Source organism: Tepidiforma thermophila, from assembly GCF_002563855.1.
Taxonomy (GTDB): Bacteria; Chloroflexota; Dehalococcoidia; order Tepidiformales; family Tepidiformaceae; genus Tepidiforma; species Tepidiforma thermophila.
In genome coordinates this window covers 2,632,578-2,648,458 of the sequence record NZ_PDJQ01000001.1, presented here as the reverse complement: position 1 = coordinate 2,648,458, position 15,881 = coordinate 2,632,578, and the positions used below count along the sequence as shown (strand labels likewise).

Here is a 15,881-nt window from a genome sequence, read left to right as displayed (position 1 = left end):
CGGCCGCCAGGTCCTACGGCCGGTGACCACGCAGCCGCGGCCCCAGCTGGTGCCGCTCCACCGCGTACGCCTGCTCCACCCAGTCGCACAGGATCGGCCGCGTCTCCCGCGGGTCGATCAGGTGCTCCACCCCGAACGCGTGCGCCGTCCGCAGCGGCGACCGCACCGCGCCCAGCTTCGCCATCAGCTCCGCCCGCAGCGCGTCCGGGTCCTCGGCCGCGGCGAGGTCCCGCTTGTACGCCGCCTCGATCCCGCCTTCCAGCGGCAGCGACCCCCAGTCCGCGCTCGGCCAGGCGTACCGCAGGTTCAGGCCCGCCGTGTTCGCGTGCCCCGCGCCCGCCACCCCGTACAGCCGCCGGAGGATGATCGTCACCCACGGCACCCTGGCCTGGAACACCGCCGCCAGCGCCAGCGCACCCTTCCGGATCGTCGCCTGCTTCTCGCCCCACGTCCCGATGACGAACCCCGGCTGGTCGGCAAGGTTCACGCACGGCAGGTGGAACGTGTCGCAGAGGTCCACGAACCGCGCCAGCTTCTCGCTCCCCTGCGCGGTCAGCCCCCCGCCATAGTGGTACGGGTCGTTCGCCAGAACCCCCACCGGGTAGCCGTCCAGCCGCGCGAAGCCCGTCACCACACTCTGGCCCCAGCCCGCGCCGATTTCGAAGAACGAATCGCGGTCGAACACGCTCGCGATGATCTGCCGCACCCGGTACGGCCGCCGCCGGTTCTTCGGGATCGCGCCGATCAGCCACTCGTCGCGGCGCTTCGGGTCGTCGTTCGGCTCGCTCCGCGCCGGCTGCTCCCACGCATTCTGCGGCAGGTACGAAAGGAACCGCCGGATCTGCGCAAACGCGTCCTCCTCGCTCTCCGCGAGGTTATCCACCACGCCGTTCCGCCAGTGAATCTCCCACCCGCCGAGCTCCTCCTTCGTGACCGTCTCCCCCATCCCCGCCTCCACCACCGGCGGCCCGGCCACGAACACCTGCGAGGTGCCTTTCACCATGATGCTGAAGTGCGACGTCACCACCCGCGCCGCCCCCAGCCCCGCTACGCTCCCCAGCGCCGCCGCGACCACCGGCACCTCCGAAAGATTCGCAATCACGGTGTCCCACCCCGGGTTCGCCGGGATGTACGTGTGCCCCTGCGTGCCCTGCGTCCGCACGCTCCCGCCCCCGCCGGTGCCGTCGACCAGCCGCACGATCGGCACCTTCAGCTCGCGCGCCATCCGCTCCGCGTACACCTGCTTCCCCGCGATCGCCGCATCGGCCGCGCCGCCGCGCACCGTGAAGTCGTCGCCGCCGACCACCACCCGCCGCCCGGCGATCCGCGCCATCCCCGCCACGAAGTTCGCCGGCCGGAAGCTGACAAGGTTCCCCTCCTCGTCGTACTCCGCCTTCCCGGCGAGCGTCCCGAACTCCGCGAAGCTCCCCGGGTCCACCAGCGCGGCAATCCGCTCGCGCACCGTCAGCTTCCCGCCCGCATGCTGCCGCGCGATGTTCTCAGGCCCGCCCATCCCGTAGGCCAGTTGCTCCCGCCGCCGGATCTCATCGACCTCCGGCTGCCACGTCTCGTTCGACTGGGTCATCCCGAACCCCCTGTCCTGTGCGTCCCTGCAGTGCACCGGATTCTACCCGCGCCGCCGCGCCGGCTGCGCTATCATCCCGCGTCATGGACCTTCTCGCAGACCTGCGCGTCCGCGTCATCGCCCATTCGCCGGCCGCGGCGTACGCCGGGTGGCTCCTCCGCCAGTTCGGCGCCGCGGTCGACATGCGCTCCGCCCTCGACCCCGAGGGGCTCGGCGCCTTCCTCGCCGGGGGCGCCGTCTTGGACCCGGCACCGGACATCCCGGACGAGGCAGCGCCGCTGCTCATCACCGACGTCCCCGTTTCCGATGCCGCCGTCGCCGCAGGCTTCTGGGTCGGCGAGGAGCGCGAACCCGTCGGCTTCCACCTCTACCCCGCGCTCGCCATCCGCGCTGGCGGCGAATACGTGACCGCCCACGGCCCCGCGCCGCTGCTCGGCCAGCACACCGCCGAAGTTCTCCGGGGCCTCGGCCTCCGCGAGGACGAACTCCGCGACCTCGAGGCGGCCGGCGTCACCGGCACCATGCCGGCCGAGCGCGCCCGCGCCTGACCCACTCCCCACGACGAGGCCGGGGCCGGCCCGCCGGACCGGCCCCGGTGCCAGCGCGCCCGGTGCGGCGCTCAGTCGGCCACGAGAATCAGCGTCCCCGTCGTCGAAAGGCTCCCGCCCGTGCCGTTGACGATGCACGAGCGCGCATTCACCTGCTTCCCGGGCAGGCCGGTCACGCCGTCCTCGGCAGTCCGCGAGAGCTGCCGGTACGCCTCGACCAGCAGCTGCATCCCGTACATCCCCGAGTGGTTGAAGGAGAGCCCGCCGCCGTTGGTGTTGATCGGGAACTTCCCGCCCGGCGCCGCATGGCCGTCCTTCCAGAGCCGGAAGCCTTCGCCCCGCGGCGCCAGCCCCAGCATCTCGGCCGTTATCCCGGCGGTGATCGTGAACGAGTCGTAGATCATCGCCATCTCCATGTCCTCCGGCCCCATGCCGGCCATCCGGTAGGCCGCCGCAGCCGAAGCCGCCGCCGACGTCGCCGTGAAATCCTCCATCTCGAGCATGTTCGAATGCCCCATGCTCTCGCCGGCCCCGGCAATCCACACCGGCTTCGTCTTCACGCTCCGTGCAATCTCCGGGCTCGCGACCAGCACCGCGCCGCCGTAGTCGGTCACCAGGCAGCAGTGCAGCAGCGTCAGCGGCCAGGCCACCACCCGCGAGTTCTGCACGTCCTCCACCGTAATCGGCCCGCCGCCCGGGTTCGTCTCCTTCGAAAACATAATCGCCCGCGGGTTCAGCATCGCCCACTGCCGCGTCACCACCGCAATATGCGCGAAGTCCTCCGGCGTCGAACCGAACCGGTAGTTGTGCCGGGTCATCGCATGCGCGTAGTTCGAGGGCGCGCCTGCCACCCCGTAAATCGCCTGGAACTGCTGCCCCGGGTCCCAGGGGTCCGGCGCGCCCCGCGGCCGCCCGGTCCCCCGCCCGCCGGTCGCCCGCGCCGACCACCCGTTCTCGCCGTGGCTGATGAGCGCCACGTCGATAATCCCGGCGTGGATCGCCGCCAGCGCATGGTGCACGTGCATCTCGAACGAACACCCGCCCACCGACGTCGTATCGATGTACTTCGGATGGAGCCCGAGGTGCTCCGCCAGCTGCGACGACCAGCCGGCGCTGAACACCCCGTCGATCCGCGAAATCGGGATGCCCGTCTGCTCGCTGACGTTCTTAATCGCCTCGATGTGCAGCTGCATCGCCGTCTTGGGCGTTGCGGGGTAGCCGATCTCGTTCGCCTCTGCCGCCCCGATGATGGCGGCCGCGCGGGAAAGCTCTCCGGGCATCCGTTACTCCTCCACCACGCGCCAGAACGGGATGCTCACCTCGTCGCTGGCCTGTTCGAATTCCACGCGCACCTTCGCCCCGATCCGGATCGACTCCGGCTTCGTCGGGTCGACCCCGCGCAGCACGGTGAACATCCGGTCCCCCTCGTGCAGGTCGATGTACGCCGTGACGAACGGCACCTCATCGGTCCAGCCGCCGAAGGCGCGGTGCTGGACCGCGAACGTATGGATGCGCCCCTCGCCCTTCGCCTCGATCCACTCCAGCTCCCGAGAGTGGCAGAACGGGCAGAGCAGCCGCGGGTACCAGTGGACCCGGTTGCAGGTCGTGCAGCGGGGCAGCATCAGCTTTCCCGCCTTCGCCCCCTCCCAGAACACACGGTACTAGGGAATCCTTGACGTTCTGGCCATCGCTGTATTCGCGAATTGACGTAATTCTTGGAAGCCAGGGTGCGTTGGTACATATCTGGTACGTATCCGGCCGTTCTATCACGCCATGGCATAACCCTGATGCGATACATGCGCACATATATTAGGTGTGCTGTTTTTCACCCGACATCCCCGCCAACCCGACAAAGCCGCGTTCGCCGACATCTACGACCGCCCGCCGAGGGCCGCAATCGGCCGCGGAATAACCTGCCAAACCCCTGCCACCGAAGTCGGGGTCGTCGGGATTCAGCCGCGGAGGGCGGCGTCGATGGCAGCCGCGGCGGCTGCGGCGGCGCCGGGGAGCACGTGGCCGTAGGTGTCAAGGGTCAGCGTGGCGGAGGCGTGGCCGAGCAGGGCGCCGGTGGTGCGGACGTCCACGCCGGCGACCATCGCCAGCGTCGCCGCGGTGTGCCGGAGGTCGTGGAAGCGAATCTTGGGGACGCCGGCGCACTCGAGCAGCCTGTCGAACCACTCCCGGATTGAACGGGCGTTCAGGTAGTAGCCGTCCTCGCGGCAGAAGACAAGGTCGAGGTCACGCCACGCTGGGCCGGCCCGCAGCCGCTCCTCCAGCTGGCGCTGGCGGTGGGCGCGAAGGGCCGAACGAGCAAGTTCGCCGAGCGCCACCGCGCGCCGGCTGCTGGCCGTCTTCGGCTCCTGGATGCGGTACTCGCCGTCGGCACGGGCGAGGGAGCCGGTGATACGAACGGTGCCGCCCTCGAGGTCGACGTCGCGCCAGCGGAGCGCGAGGAGTTCTCCCTGCCGCATGCCGGTGGTGAGGGCGAGGACGGCGAGGGCCTCGAGCCGGTCGCCCATGGCGGCCTCGAGCAGGCGACGGGCCTCCTCGGGGCCCAGGACGGTGCCGGCAGTTGCCTGCGCTACCCGCGGCGGGGCGGCACGGTCAGCAGGATTGGCCGCGAGGTAGCCCAGCCGGACGGCATCGGCCAGCGCTTTGTGCACGATTTTGTGGGTGATGCGTACGGTGCTGGGCGCCAGCCCCGCGTCGAGCAGGCGCCGGTACAGCCGTTCGAGGTCGAGCGGCTGGAGTGCGGTCAGCCGCCGGTCGCCCAGGTGGGGCAGGACGTGCCGGGTGATGCGGTCGCGGTACGTGCTGGCAGACTGCGGCTTCAGCCGGTGCTGTGCGCCTGCGAGCCACTCCTCGAGGAACTGCCGCACGGTCAGCCGGCCGGGCGGCCCGAGCACGCCGCGCGCCCGCTCGGCGAGCAGCTCCTGCACGAGCCGCTCCGCCTCCCGCCGGGTGGCCGCCCAGCGCACCCGGTACTTGCCACCGCCGACATGGACCGCCGCGCGCCACGGTTTATTGCGCCGCGCCGGGTCGTTCACCCTATGAACCGAACCGCTGCCGTAGGGTCGTCGCGCCATCGTGCCCTCCGCTGTGAGTCTGCCACCGTTCGCTGCCGTCCACCACGGGGCGCCGCCGTCCGCCGGGGGAGCCGGCCAGGCATGCGCCGCTCGGCGGCTCAAGTCCCGGTGTTCGCCACGCTCAGCCGCCGGACGGCCGCCACGGCTCAGGGATGTCGTCGAGCTCGACCGCGGCCGGGGGCTCCGGTAGCTCGGCCGGGGCCGCGGGCTGCCGCAGCTGGTGCTTCTTGCCGAGCACCAGTTGCTGGAGGCGGAACCGGGCGAGCGGCGTGGGCGCCGGGAGCTTGCGCAGCTTCTGCACCTGGCGCTCCGCCTGGGCCATGCGGGCAACCACCGGCGCCATCCGCTCCCCCGCTGCCATGCACGTCCACAGCCGCTCCCGTTCATCGACCAGCAGCACGTACTCCCGAAGGACGGCGCCGTCGGCGCGGCGGTCGAGTACTTCCCGGACGGGCGAGCTCCAGAGCTCTCGCCACGCCTGCCGGGCCACCGCCCCCACACGGCCGCAGCCGCGCGGCAGAGGCGGTACGGTCCGGTCGCCGTCGTCGTACACTACAAGAGCCCTGTCACGTCCGCCGCGATGGAACTGGAGCAGTTCGACGGCCTTCTGGCGTTGTCCTGCCATCACTCGACCGCTCATGTCGCCCCTGCAAGCCCTTTGCGGCGGGCGACCGAACTGATTGTGGACGCGCGCGATTTTGGTCAGGGGGCCGCGGTTCCATGGGCCCGCCCCGAACTTTCGATCCGGCCTTCCGCCGCCACCGCGTAGGCAGCCGGCGCGGGCTGCTCCGGGGCGGGGGACCTGGTCGGATATGAGTCCCCTTAACGTATGCCAGTCCTGGCCTGTCGTTGTCGCCGGCCGGCGAACGATTCCCGCTCACTGGGCCACCGTCGCAAAGGCGATGATGATGGATGTCCCCTCGCAAATGCAGCTTGCTCCGCGTCGAACTGGCCCTCGATGGCGGCGTTCCTGGGGCTGCGGTCCTTTCGACTCCACGTGCCTGGCGCAAGCAATGGGGCACGACCGCGGCACCCTACCTCCGGGGCGAGCAGGGCGGGCAGGAGCCCCAGTTGCAGGCGCCTGTGCGCTGCGTTCTCGCCGTGGCCCGTGTGGACGGCGGCATTAATGGTCGCTCGCGTAGCTGTCGTCATGCTCCTCAAGGGCGAGACGGTCCACTACGGGCTTAACGCGTGGTGGAGGCCAACCTCGTGCGAGATAGTCGGTCACCTCTCCTCTCGCGAGGACTTCGGCACACTGGTCCCACCGCTCGGCATTCGGGTCGATGTCGTGTTCGTATTGGAGTTCGAAAGCATTCCTTGCGCGCTCTCGCTCAGCTAGGTACTGCTCGAGCCTGTTTCGCAGGGTCTCCGCGTCCTCGACCCAATCGTCTTCGATGGTATCCGGAAGACTTCCGAAGATATCGTAGGTGTCTTTCATCCGCTCCGAAAGGACCTCATAGACCCTTTCATCCTGGGTATCATGGTAAACAAGGTTGAGCATGTCAACCGTTTCCCGCAACTGACCGATTCGTTTAATCCGGCCAAGTCTCTGCTCGAGACGTGATGGATTCCATGGCAGATCGACGTTAATTAGCGTCCCTAACGTCTGCAGGTTTAGCCCTTCACAGGCCGCATCGGTGGCAACAACGAGCCTGATATCTCTACGCGCAACCGCATCCTTAATGTCATTACGGTTTACGAAAGCGCTTTCTCCCTCTCGGTATATGCGGCTCTTTCCTGCGCCAGCATAGACGGCTATCGTCTCCGCTGGAATTCGTTGCGCGAGATTCTCTGCGAGCCAAACTGCTGTGTCGTAGTACTGGCTGAAGATGATGCATCCGTGCTCAAGCCAAGTACGGCCGTCAGTACGGTGCCTTTGAAGAAAGTAGTCAACGGCATCGAGCTTCGGATCTCGGGCGTCGGGGCTGGAGAGCTGCTCCACAATCTCCTGAAGGTGTCCAATCTCGTCCGGAGTCAGCTTCCCAATGACACGCCGCACTCGCTCAGCGTTTTCGTCTTCATCGTCTGGTACTGCGCTAGCGAGCATACGTCGTGCTGTCGAGAGTCCAGCAGCAAAGCTTGAGCAGATGCGCTGCCTCATGAGCACCTTCATGAAGCCGGCAGCCTTATCGCGAGCATGGAGAGACTCGCAGAATCGCTCCGCGGCCTCGTAGGCGGATTGGAACCAGGGGTTAGTCAATAGCCCTAATCCGTTCACAAAGACAACGTCTTGGTACGTCCCAGGACCTGCATATCGGTCGGGATGGAGACGCACCCCGACCCTTGGCAAGAGCCCCTGGTTCTCCAGGATGTCGCGTCGGCGCAGGACCGTGTGCCGCACTATGGGGTTATGGAGTTCGAAGAATCGGTCCACCAGTGCCTCGCCGAGGACGAGGTGTCGATCTTCCGGGAGCTTCTCGTACGGGATATTGCTCGCATTGAACGTATGCTGGTCCAGTCCGAGCTGAGTCCTCAACCCAGCCAGCCACGGGAGTTCCGTTGACGGCGGAAGCGGCGATCGAAGCCACTCCCATGCTTCGCTCTCGTTCTGAGGCGTGACTTCGCCTTTGACGATCGGGAGTGCCCGGTGAACGTCGCGCCAGACCGAAAACGTCTGTGCACCGAGGACGAACCCCGCCCCACGGTCGAGGACCTCCAGCAGGTCCCAGAGCTCGGCCACGTTCGTTTGAATCGGGGTGGCCGTCCCGAGCAGGAGATGACGGGTCCGTTCGGCGACCTGGAGCATGAACGCAAGCAGATTGTTCGGCTCGCCGCGCTGGTCCTTGCCCATCGCTGAGCGCCGACGGGCGCGGTGCGCCTCATCGAGGATGACGGTCCCGTAGCGAAGACGGAGCAACAGTTCGCTTTCGGCCGTCTGTTGGGTGATGAGCCCGGTAGAAACAATGCCGACCTGCCTCGGGCATCGGAGGATTTCCGCCGGCCCATTGGTACCGACCAGCGACCCGGTGAAATCCAGCCACTGCTTTTCGTTCGACCGCCAAACCGCGGACGGCACCCCGAGCCGGTCCCAGAGTTCGACTTGCCACTGGAGCGTCAACGAGGCGGGACAGAGGATGAGGACCGTCCCGTCTCCGAGAAGCGCTGTGACAACCGCCGCCGTGCCCATGGAGAGCGTTTTCCCGAGCCCGACCTGGTCGGCCAGCAGCAGGCGCGCTTTCCCATAGAGTTCGCGATGCTCGACCACCATGCTGACGAACGAGCGCTGCCAGGGCTGGAGCTGTTCGCCACGCCGATAGATGGGTGACTCCACGAAGGCCGCCGGAGCTGCCTTTTTCGGCTCCTCCTGGACGTTGCGGAGCGGGATCTCCGACCTTCGCGTGAGCCGCTCGATTTCCGTGATGATGGCCTCGGGAAGCGGCACCGCCTCCTTCCAGAGGGCGTCAAACTCCTCCTGGACCCAGGCCACTGCCTCGGGCGACGGATCCTCCCAGACGATCTCGTAGTTTGTTGTAAACGCTGCCCTCGATTCATTGACCGAGCCGATGAAGCTTGTCGTGCGCCCATCCGCCAGCTCAATCACACCGGCCTTGCCGTGAATGAAGACGCGATTCCGCGGCACCACCCGAATTTCGACGCGCCCGGAGCGGAGCAACTCCAGCAGACGGAGGTACCGTTCCCGGTGGAGCAGCGCCTCGACTGCCGGGTCCAGTTCGTTCCAGCGAGCCTTGAGCTGGATTTCCCGCTGATACTGCGCCACCCGGAAATCGCGCTCGTCGAGGTCGCTGTTGCACACGACCCGCACCCGCTCGATGCCGCCAATCTCCTCGCCGACCAGTTCGAAGATGGAGCTCCGAAAATAGCCGGCGATCCGGTCGTACCGCCGTGCTCCCGCGAGCCGGTCGCGGAGGAATACCTGGTCCAGCTGCTCTCTGCGGGAGGAAAACCGCCGCAGCCCGCTCATCCGCTGAAGCCCTGGTTTCGCACGAGATCACGCAGCACCCGGGCAGCCCGCGCCTCCTCCGGCCGGGTTACCTCGACGCGGCGCGCGAGGTAATCGGCAATTTCCACCACCCGGCCTCGCACCCGGGTATCCGAGAGGAAGCGGGGCAGGTTGTGCTCGAGGTGGGTGAGCACCTCTTCTGCCGGCATCCCCTTCTGGAGCTCCATCAGCGCGTAGAGCGTGGCGCGCGTGGTTGTCCCGCCAAATTCGGAGCCGTCGTGCATCTCGCTCCTCTCGAGCTCGAGCGCGGTCTTGAGCCGGGCGTGGTTGGCCCGCTGGTCGCCCATGAGGGCGCGGAAATCGCGGACCGCGAACGCCTTGGCGAAGTTCTGGAAGTTATCAAGTGAGCGCTGGCCCCGGGACTCGAGGTCGACCATCTTGAGGTAGAACCGTTCGGCGCCGTTGAGTTCCCGCCACGTGCTGTCGCTGATGCCCGCGGGAACGAGGTGCCGATTCGCTTCCTGAACGGCGTAGGCGATGAGTTCTTCGACGAAGGTCACCTCGCCTTTTTTGCGCGGGCGTCGCGCCTCCTGCGTCATGTCCCTGCCATCGATGCGGCTGTACCTGGTCAGCACCCGCAACGCGGCAGCGTAGCCCGCCATCTGGAGGTCGGCATCCTCGAAGACATTGTGGTCGGGGCCGTAGAGCGCACGGGCTTCCCGGTTCAGGCCCAGCAGCTGTTCGACCTGCTGCTTCACCTCATCCTGCAGTTCGAGCTCAAGTTCGGGCCGCGAGACCCGCTCCTCTCCCCTGCGCTTCCGGCAGACGAGCAGCACGGTGCCTTTCACGTACGCACCCTGCCGGAGCGCGCTGTCGGTTTCGGTTTCGATATACCAGGCAGCGGTGGCCTGCAGGCCGGAGGCCCAGACGATCCCGGCAAGGTCGGCCCAGATCTTCGCCGACTGGTGGGTGAACATGATGACCTGCAGGCCGTTGTCCGGCATCAGCTCCGTGAAGCGGCGGTAGCAGGCGATCATCCCCTGGCGGAAGTCTTCATCTTCGCCTTTGATCGCCAGGGGGCGGCGAGCATCCCAGACCCACCCGTCCCATTCGGGGTGGCGCTTCTTGCGAAGCCAGGCGATGAAGAAATCGAGGATTTCGTCGTAGTTGATGGCGTCCCCATACGGCGGGTCAGTGATGAACAGGTCGGCGGGCCAGTCCGTCTCCTGGGCCGGCCGGCACGCAACCACCCGTTCCGTCGCCAGCGGTTGCGATGGCAGGTCGTTCAGCAGGCCGTACGGGGCGAGATTGACCAGGCCGCGCCCGCCCCAGTCGTACAGGGTATTGAGGGCCTGGTTGTAAAACACCTTCTGCACGCTTCCGCCGCCACCGGCTGAGCGGTGCCAATGACTGAGCTTCGCGTTCACGTCCAGCGATTTGGCCACCAGCAGGGAGCAGGCGGCCGAGGGGCTGTGGCCGTTGAGGAGCCCGTTGAGGAGCAGCTGACGCGGGGTGAAGAGGTGGTGCCAGTACGTCCAGCCGCGCGTTCTGATCGGCTCGTCGGTTTTTTGCCCGGGCTCAATCGGCATGTCGGGGATCCAGCCGTTCTGCTGCCACTCTTCGAGGTGCGCGGCGACGTAGTCGTGGCAGCGTTGCTCGCGGTCGAGGTCCTCATCGGTCACCGCACGGAATTCGGTCTCCCGCCCACCCTCGCGCTGCCACTGGATGCAGTACAGCCGCTCCTGGAAGATATCGCCTGGCCGGGGCGCGATGTCGGTGCGCTCCCACCGGCGGAGGCGATTGCCGGTTGTGCCGTCGGGCAGGCGGAAATCGCCGCGCAGGGCCGGGATGGAGGTGCGGTACTCGCGGCCGTCGACCGTGTGCACGAGGTAGGGGTCCTGGCCCCGGCCGGCCGAGCGGACGGTGCCGCTCCGGTCGGCGCGCTCCAGCTCGGCATCGCTGACCCCGCTGCGGATGGCGATGTCGTACCGGCGATTGACCGGGTCGGGGATGAGTTCAGCAATGACCCGGTAGCCCTTGCTGACGACCAGCGTGGTGAGCATCGGGACCATCCAGCCGGTCTGGGGGCAGCGCGTTTCGAGGCAGTAGAGGTAGGCCTTGCCGCGCCAGCCTCGACCGTCCGTCTCAACACCGAGGCGGTCCAGCTCTGAGCGGACGGTCTCCACCAGCGCCTTCGCCTCGGCCCGGAGCCGTTCCCGCTCCTCGGGCGTGCCGCCCACAATGTGAAAGGCACCCCAGGTAAGCATTGCAGCCACGGGGTTGAGGTCGGCGCCGTAGGCGTCGCAGCCGACCCGTGCTGCCTCGAACGGGATCTGGCCAGAGCCGCTGAACGGGTCGGCCACGCGAGGGCGGCGGCCGAAGCGCATGATTCCCAGCTGCTCAACGAGTTCCTGCAGGCTGTGTGCGCTGGTGCCGAGGTGGGCGTTGACCCGTTCCCAGATGTGGTCGTGGAGGTCGGGGACCTCCTCGGGCCGCCGCAGCTCCCGGATCAGCTCCCGGTAGGAGCGGGTCTCCGGTTCGAGGAACCGCGCCTCGAGCCACCGGCGGTCCGCCTCGGGCAGGTCGGGCCGCCAGGCGACCCGGACGATGGCGTACTGCGGGTCGGCGAGGTCGATGGGGGCCGTTTTCGGCAGGATGGGGGGCGCGACGGTGAAGTAGTCATAGATGTTGCTGATGGTTACGCGCTCGAGGATCTCGCGCGGTTTCGGGCGCTGCTTCGCCCGCGCGGCGAGCGAGGCGTCGTCCATCCCCATCAGGAGCTCGAAGATCTCAAGGTCTTTCGCCGGGTTGCCGGTCGCGGGAAGCAGGGAGGCGAGGACGCAGGCGCGGTTGAGGATGAGCGGCTTCCGGCCCTTCCAGTATGAGCCGAGCCCGGTGAGAGTCTGGCCGTGGACGGCCATGCGCTCCTTGTAGGTTTCGGCGGAGAGCTTTTGGACCGGGAGGAGGCGTTCGATAAGGGCCGGGGCATCGGCCAGTGACCCCGGGGTCACGGGTGGTGCGGGCGATGCTGCTGTGGTCATGGGGCACTCGCAAACAGGGGGAGGTCGGAGAGGTCGGGCTCGGGCGGGCGCGGCCGGCGGAGTTCGGGAATGGCAAGAGCGCCGTCGGTCAGGGCAAAGAACAGAGCGCGGCGCCAGCCTTTTCCGCGGTCTTCCGGGCGGCCGGAGGCGGCGACGGTGCGGAGGAAGAGCCACCAGCGCTCTTCCGGCCGGAAGGCTGCCCAGGTGCGGCAGATGACGGACACCTGGTCGGGGTCGGCCTCTTCGGCGGCCCAGGCGAGGACGCAGAGTTCGCGGCCGAGGATGCGGTCAACGAGGTTTTCGCCGGTGTGCCACCGGGCAGTGCCGAGCTTCGCCTCCTTCAACCGGGCGTTGAACGCTTCCTCGGCGGTCGGGGCGATGAGCTTCCAGGTTGGGTACCGGAGGTGGACCCGGTCCTCCTCTGTCGGGATGCCCTGGTAGCCGCCCCGGAAGCCGAAGTATTCGGCGATGCGAACCGGTTGACCCGGTCGGTCCGGGATGTAGACCTTGAAGACGTGGGCGCCGAAATCCCGGGCAGCCCCGAAATCGATGATGTCTTTGCGCCTGCTCATGGCTGCTGTACGTCGACGCTGGAGAGGTTGATTCCGGCCAGCTCGGCGAACTCGAGGAGGTCCTGCCCTCTGGCAAACGCCGCCCCCTGGAACTGCATGACGACGCTGGCATCCGGGCCGAACGCCTCTGACTGGAGGGCGCCGAGGATGCCCTCGAGGTAGGCTGCATTGCAGTCGATCCCGTTGAGGGTAGCTCTCGCAATCTGCTGGCCGTGCGGGCTCGCGGCGCTCACCGTGAGCACCACATCCGAGAAGGTGAACCCCCGCTGGCTCGCCAGTTGCAGCGCATCGTAGACGTCCTTGCGTGAGCTAAGCGAGACATTACCCTTCTTGGCTCTCACCCTGGCGGGCTGCTCCGGTTCGACGCTTGTCCCCGCCGATCCGCGCTGCGGGAAGCGAAAATCGACCGACCGCTCGTTATTGCCGGCCCGCGCAAACACGCGCATCGATACTTCGGTGTCGGGGATTTCCACGGGACCTTCGTAGAGGACACCGTTGCGCGGGTCGCTTGCATCGAGCGTGTAGCGGATCTCGTCGGAGCGCGGGAGCACAATGAGCGTTACGCGCCGCTTCAGGCCTGCCTCATCCAGCAGATTCTGGATTTTGAGGGGGTGCTTCCAGACGTACGGCTCTCCCGTCTCATGCTCCCCGCTCGGGTCGACGGCGAGGAACTCGACGCGCAACGCCGTCGTTTCGAGCTCATCGCCCGGGAGGACGTTGCTGGCTGTCGAGACCGTAGCATCCTCCGCGTAATGCACACGCGGCGCAGGGCCGGCATCGGTTGCAGTGACTCTCAGTCGAACCTTGCCGGCATCGTCTGGCTCGCTGGGTACGACTGCGACTGACGTCTTCTTCTTTCGCGGCTGCTTCGAGATGTACCCGTTCCTAAGGTCTTCCCACAGGCCGCGGTTGCAGGCGATTTGCTTGAGATCGTCGAGACCCCTTTTGGGGAGCCAGACCATACGCGGCTCCGACTCATACCGCACGACGATGTCCTGCCAGCGCGCCTCAACCATGCCCTGGGGCCAGAGCACGTCCTCGGCCAGTTCACGAACGGTGTCGAACCCTTTTTCGACGTCGAAGTAGAGCTTCGCGGGCGGTACGGTCAGGATTCTCTCGATGTCGCTCTCGCCCGAGAACGGCTTAGACTGGTCACTCTGCCACTTCACGTGGAGTTCGTCGAGACTGGCGGGTTGGTCCTTCCGCTGGCGCGGGACGAGCAGTCGGTCCAAGAGGTTCAGGATTGTGGTGGTAAGCCCCTGCTCGTAGGCTGCACGTTTTTCCTCGAGCTCCTCGCGTTGTGCGTTGTTCAGGCCGGGCCGCTCGGCGCCCTTTCGTGCCGCATACAGGTTCCGAGCGGCCTCGTCGAGCCGGACGAGGTCCGACGACTGGCCAGTCAGTACGAGCAGGTTGTTTTTCCGGTCGAGGTCGTTGAAGAACGCTCTAATGCGGTCGATCGTACTGTCCGCGGGGTTCATCACCGCCAGGACGCGGTCCTTGCCAACCTCTGCAGCGAGCTCATCCATAGTGGGAAAGACCAACAGGGCTCCGTAGGCCGCCTTCCGTTTCGGTTCAAAGAGCTCCTTTATGCGCCCGCGAAGCAGCGCATCCACCTGCGGCTGCGGTGCGTCCCGGGCGATGTTCTGGAGCATGCGAGTCAGGTTCTCCTGCCGGTCGAAGTAGTACCGGCCCTCTGTCGTGTGATGGAGGTACCAGGCCTGCTCCGCCAGCTTTCGGAACGCCTCCTTGAACCGTCCGAGGTCACGGCCGGGCGTCGCCAGGCACTCGAGCAACTCTCCCTCGGTAAGCCCCTTCACGGCCTCAACAGCGGTCGAGAGGCTGGCGACTAGCAGCAGGCTTGCGACCTGTGCTGCGTCATCGCTCCCGGCGGTAGCATCAATCTGCTGGGCGTGGGCACTTCCGGCCTGGTCCCAGATGTCGCGCGAGATGACGTCGCTCATTCCGGAGATGTTCTGAAGCGATTCCCGCACGTCCCGGTCAGAGAGGTCGAAGTGCTGTGGCCCGATGAGGTAGACGTCGTCGCTCGGACGGTTCCAGACCGACCTCAACAGCCGCGACGAGAGTTCCAGCAACCCCCGGGTTTGTCTGAAGTCTTCGTTTTCTTTAAAGAGGGCAACGATGTTCTTGAACCGGGGATGGAACGGATAGGTATCCGGCACCTCATCGGCGATAGCGTCGGCGCCGGGCTGGAGCAGCCTGGCATCGACGCCCTCCTGGAGAATGTCGCGAAATCGCTGGGCGACCTGCCGAATTTCGGCGTCATCTGGCAAAGACCTGAAGAGCCGCTTGCGGAGAATTTCGTAGACCTCGTTGCTGGACAGGTCAACCGGGACGATCGCGCGTTCGAGCCGGCCGATTTCCCGGCGGGCATCTTCGAGCGCACGGTTGATGAGGCTACTGCCCGCCGAGTAGGCGGCGGCGAGGTCAGAGACGACGATGCAAACATTGCGCTTCTTGCTTGCGGCGGTCAGCAGGTTGGCAAAGGCCCTGGTGACGATATCCGCAACGGTGCCCTGACCAATCGGCTTTGTGATGTACTCATTGAAATACGGCGGCATTTCGTCGAGGAGGATGAGGACGGGCAGGTCATCGCTGAAGAGCTGAAGCCAGTCCTCCTCCCCCGGAGCCTCAGGTCCGGATTCCCAGAATCGTTTAAACAGTTCAGCCTTGCCCAGCTGCCGGGCGATCAGACCCCAGAAGTACTCCTTCGGGCTGTTGCGGCCGTTGAAAGCGGCAACCCTGGCGGACTCGAAGACGTTGATGTACCGGACGTCCGGGATGACGCGATTGCGGAGGTCGCGGTCGCGAGCCAGGAGGCCAAAAGCGACCAGGAGATGCGTCTTGCCGCCGCCCATGGCCTGCTTGAGATGGAAAACTGAGTCATTTGACTTCCCGGCCAGCCTCGCGATTCCCTCTGAAAGGAGGATGCGCATCCCCTCCGTTACGAAGGTGCGCTCAAAAAACGCATCGCCAGTGCCCTCGTTGTTGATAAGCTGGTCGAGCTGCTCGACCTGATCGCTCACGTGGATGTCGAGCGCTTTCTCCTGAAGCACGCACGCCTGCTTGACGGTTCTCATATCGTACCTGGTCCTTGCTACTCACCGGCGGTCGCCCGGAACTCGACCGC

The 15,881-nt window shown here is 66.7% G+C and carries 10 protein-coding genes; 1 reads left to right on the top strand and 9 read right to left on the bottom strand.

Features of this window, described 5'->3' with window-relative positions; genetic code table 11:
• Window positions 1-13: 13 nt before the first annotated feature.
• A complete protein-coding gene (locus A9A59_RS12825) occupies window positions 14-1,585 on the bottom strand; it encodes an acyl-CoA carboxylase subunit beta (protein ID WP_098504642.1) in 1,572 nt (523 codons plus the stop codon).
• 83 nt (window positions 1,586-1,668) lie between these two features.
• Here A9A59_RS12825 and A9A59_RS12820 point away from each other — a divergent pair, with 83 nt between their 5' ends.
• Complete coding sequence (locus A9A59_RS12820; protein WP_098504641.1) at window positions 1,669-2,133, top strand: CoA-transferase family III protein; 465 nt, start codon at window positions 1,669-1,671, stop codon at window positions 2,131-2,133.
• 71 nt (window positions 2,134-2,204) lie between these two features.
• Here A9A59_RS12820 and A9A59_RS12815 read toward each other — a convergent pair whose 3' ends face one another.
• The 8 genes from A9A59_RS12815 to A9A59_RS12785 form a co-directional block, all read right to left on the bottom strand.
• Window positions 2,205-3,413 carry a thiolase C-terminal domain-containing protein gene (locus A9A59_RS12815; RefSeq protein ID WP_098504640.1) on the bottom strand — a complete coding sequence of 403 codons (1,209 nt, stop codon included), beginning with the start codon at window positions 3,411-3,413 and terminating at the stop codon, window positions 2,205-2,207.
• Between the two features lie 3 nt (window positions 3,414-3,416).
• Window positions 3,417-3,788, bottom strand: a complete 372-nt coding sequence (locus tag A9A59_RS12810; RefSeq protein WP_098504639.1) for a Zn-ribbon domain-containing OB-fold protein — start codon at window positions 3,786-3,788, stop codon at window positions 3,417-3,419.
• 297 nt (window positions 3,789-4,085) lie between these two features.
• Window positions 4,086-5,219, bottom strand: a complete 1,134-nt coding sequence (locus A9A59_RS12805) for a tyrosine-type recombinase/integrase (protein WP_165772735.1) — start codon at window positions 5,217-5,219, stop codon at window positions 4,086-4,088.
• Window positions 5,220-5,340: 121 nt separating this feature from the next.
• Window positions 5,341-5,844 carry a hypothetical protein gene (locus A9A59_RS14180; RefSeq protein ID WP_165772734.1) on the bottom strand — a complete coding sequence of 168 codons (504 nt, stop codon included), beginning with the start codon at window positions 5,842-5,844 and terminating at the stop codon, window positions 5,341-5,343.
• 498 nt (window positions 5,845-6,342) lie between these two features.
• Window positions 6,343-9,141 carry a phospholipase D-like domain-containing anti-phage protein gene (locus A9A59_RS12800; RefSeq protein ID WP_098504637.1) on the bottom strand — a complete coding sequence of 933 codons (2,799 nt, stop codon included), beginning with the start codon at window positions 9,139-9,141 and terminating at the stop codon, window positions 6,343-6,345.
• Entirely contained in the window at window positions 9,138-12,161 is a 3,024-nt protein-coding gene (locus A9A59_RS12795) for an anti-phage-associated DUF1156 domain-containing protein (protein ID WP_098504636.1), read from the bottom strand. Before A9A59_RS12795 ends, A9A59_RS12800 begins: the two co-directional genes overlap by 4 nt.
• On the bottom strand, window positions 12,158-12,733 hold the full coding sequence (locus tag A9A59_RS12790; RefSeq protein ID WP_098504635.1) for an anti-phage-associated DUF3780 domain-containing protein: 576 nt from the start codon (window positions 12,731-12,733) through the stop codon (window positions 12,158-12,160). The genes A9A59_RS12795 and A9A59_RS12790 overlap by 4 nt, the downstream gene beginning before the upstream one ends.
• The gene (locus A9A59_RS12785; protein WP_098504634.1) at window positions 12,730-15,831 is read right to left on the bottom strand and encodes an anti-phage-associated DUF499 domain-containing protein; all 3,102 of its coding nucleotides are present in this window, start codon (window positions 15,829-15,831) and stop codon (window positions 12,730-12,732) included. The genes A9A59_RS12790 and A9A59_RS12785 overlap by 4 nt, the downstream gene beginning before the upstream one ends.
• Window positions 15,832-15,881 lie beyond the last annotated feature (50 nt).

Bases quoted from the DNA above. Each gene is read 5' to 3' on its own strand.
- A9A59_RS12815 (WP_098504640.1), bottom strand. From the start codon at position 3,413: ATGCCCGGAGAGCTTTCCCGCGCGGCCGCCATCATCGGGGCGGCAGAG.
- A9A59_RS12800 (WP_098504637.1), bottom strand. From the start codon at position 9,141: ATGAGCGGGCTGCGGCGGTTTTCCTCCCGCAGAGAGCAGCTGGACCAG.
- A9A59_RS12790 (WP_098504635.1), bottom strand. From the start codon at position 12,733: ATGAGCAGGCGCAAAGACATCATCGATTTCGGGGCTGCCCGGGATTTC.
- A9A59_RS12820 (WP_098504641.1), top strand. From the start codon at position 1,669: ATGGACCTTCTCGCAGACCTGCGCGTCCGCGTCATCGCCCATTCGCCG.
- A9A59_RS12795 (WP_098504636.1), bottom strand. From the start codon at position 12,161: ATGACCACAGCAGCATCGCCCGCACCACCCGTGACCCCGGGGTCACTG.
- A9A59_RS14180 (WP_165772734.1), bottom strand. From the start codon at position 5,844: ATGGCAGGACAACGCCAGAAGGCCGTCGAACTGCTCCAGTTCCATCGC.
- A9A59_RS12825 (WP_098504642.1), bottom strand. From the start codon at position 1,585: ATGACCCAGTCGAACGAGACGTGGCAGCCGGAGGTCGATGAGATCCGG.
- A9A59_RS12805 (WP_165772735.1), bottom strand. From the start codon at position 5,219: ATGGCGCGACGACCCTACGGCAGCGGTTCGGTTCATAGGGTGAACGAC.
- A9A59_RS12785 (WP_098504634.1), bottom strand. From the start codon at position 15,831: ATGAGAACCGTCAAGCAGGCGTGCGTGCTTCAGGAGAAAGCGCTCGAC.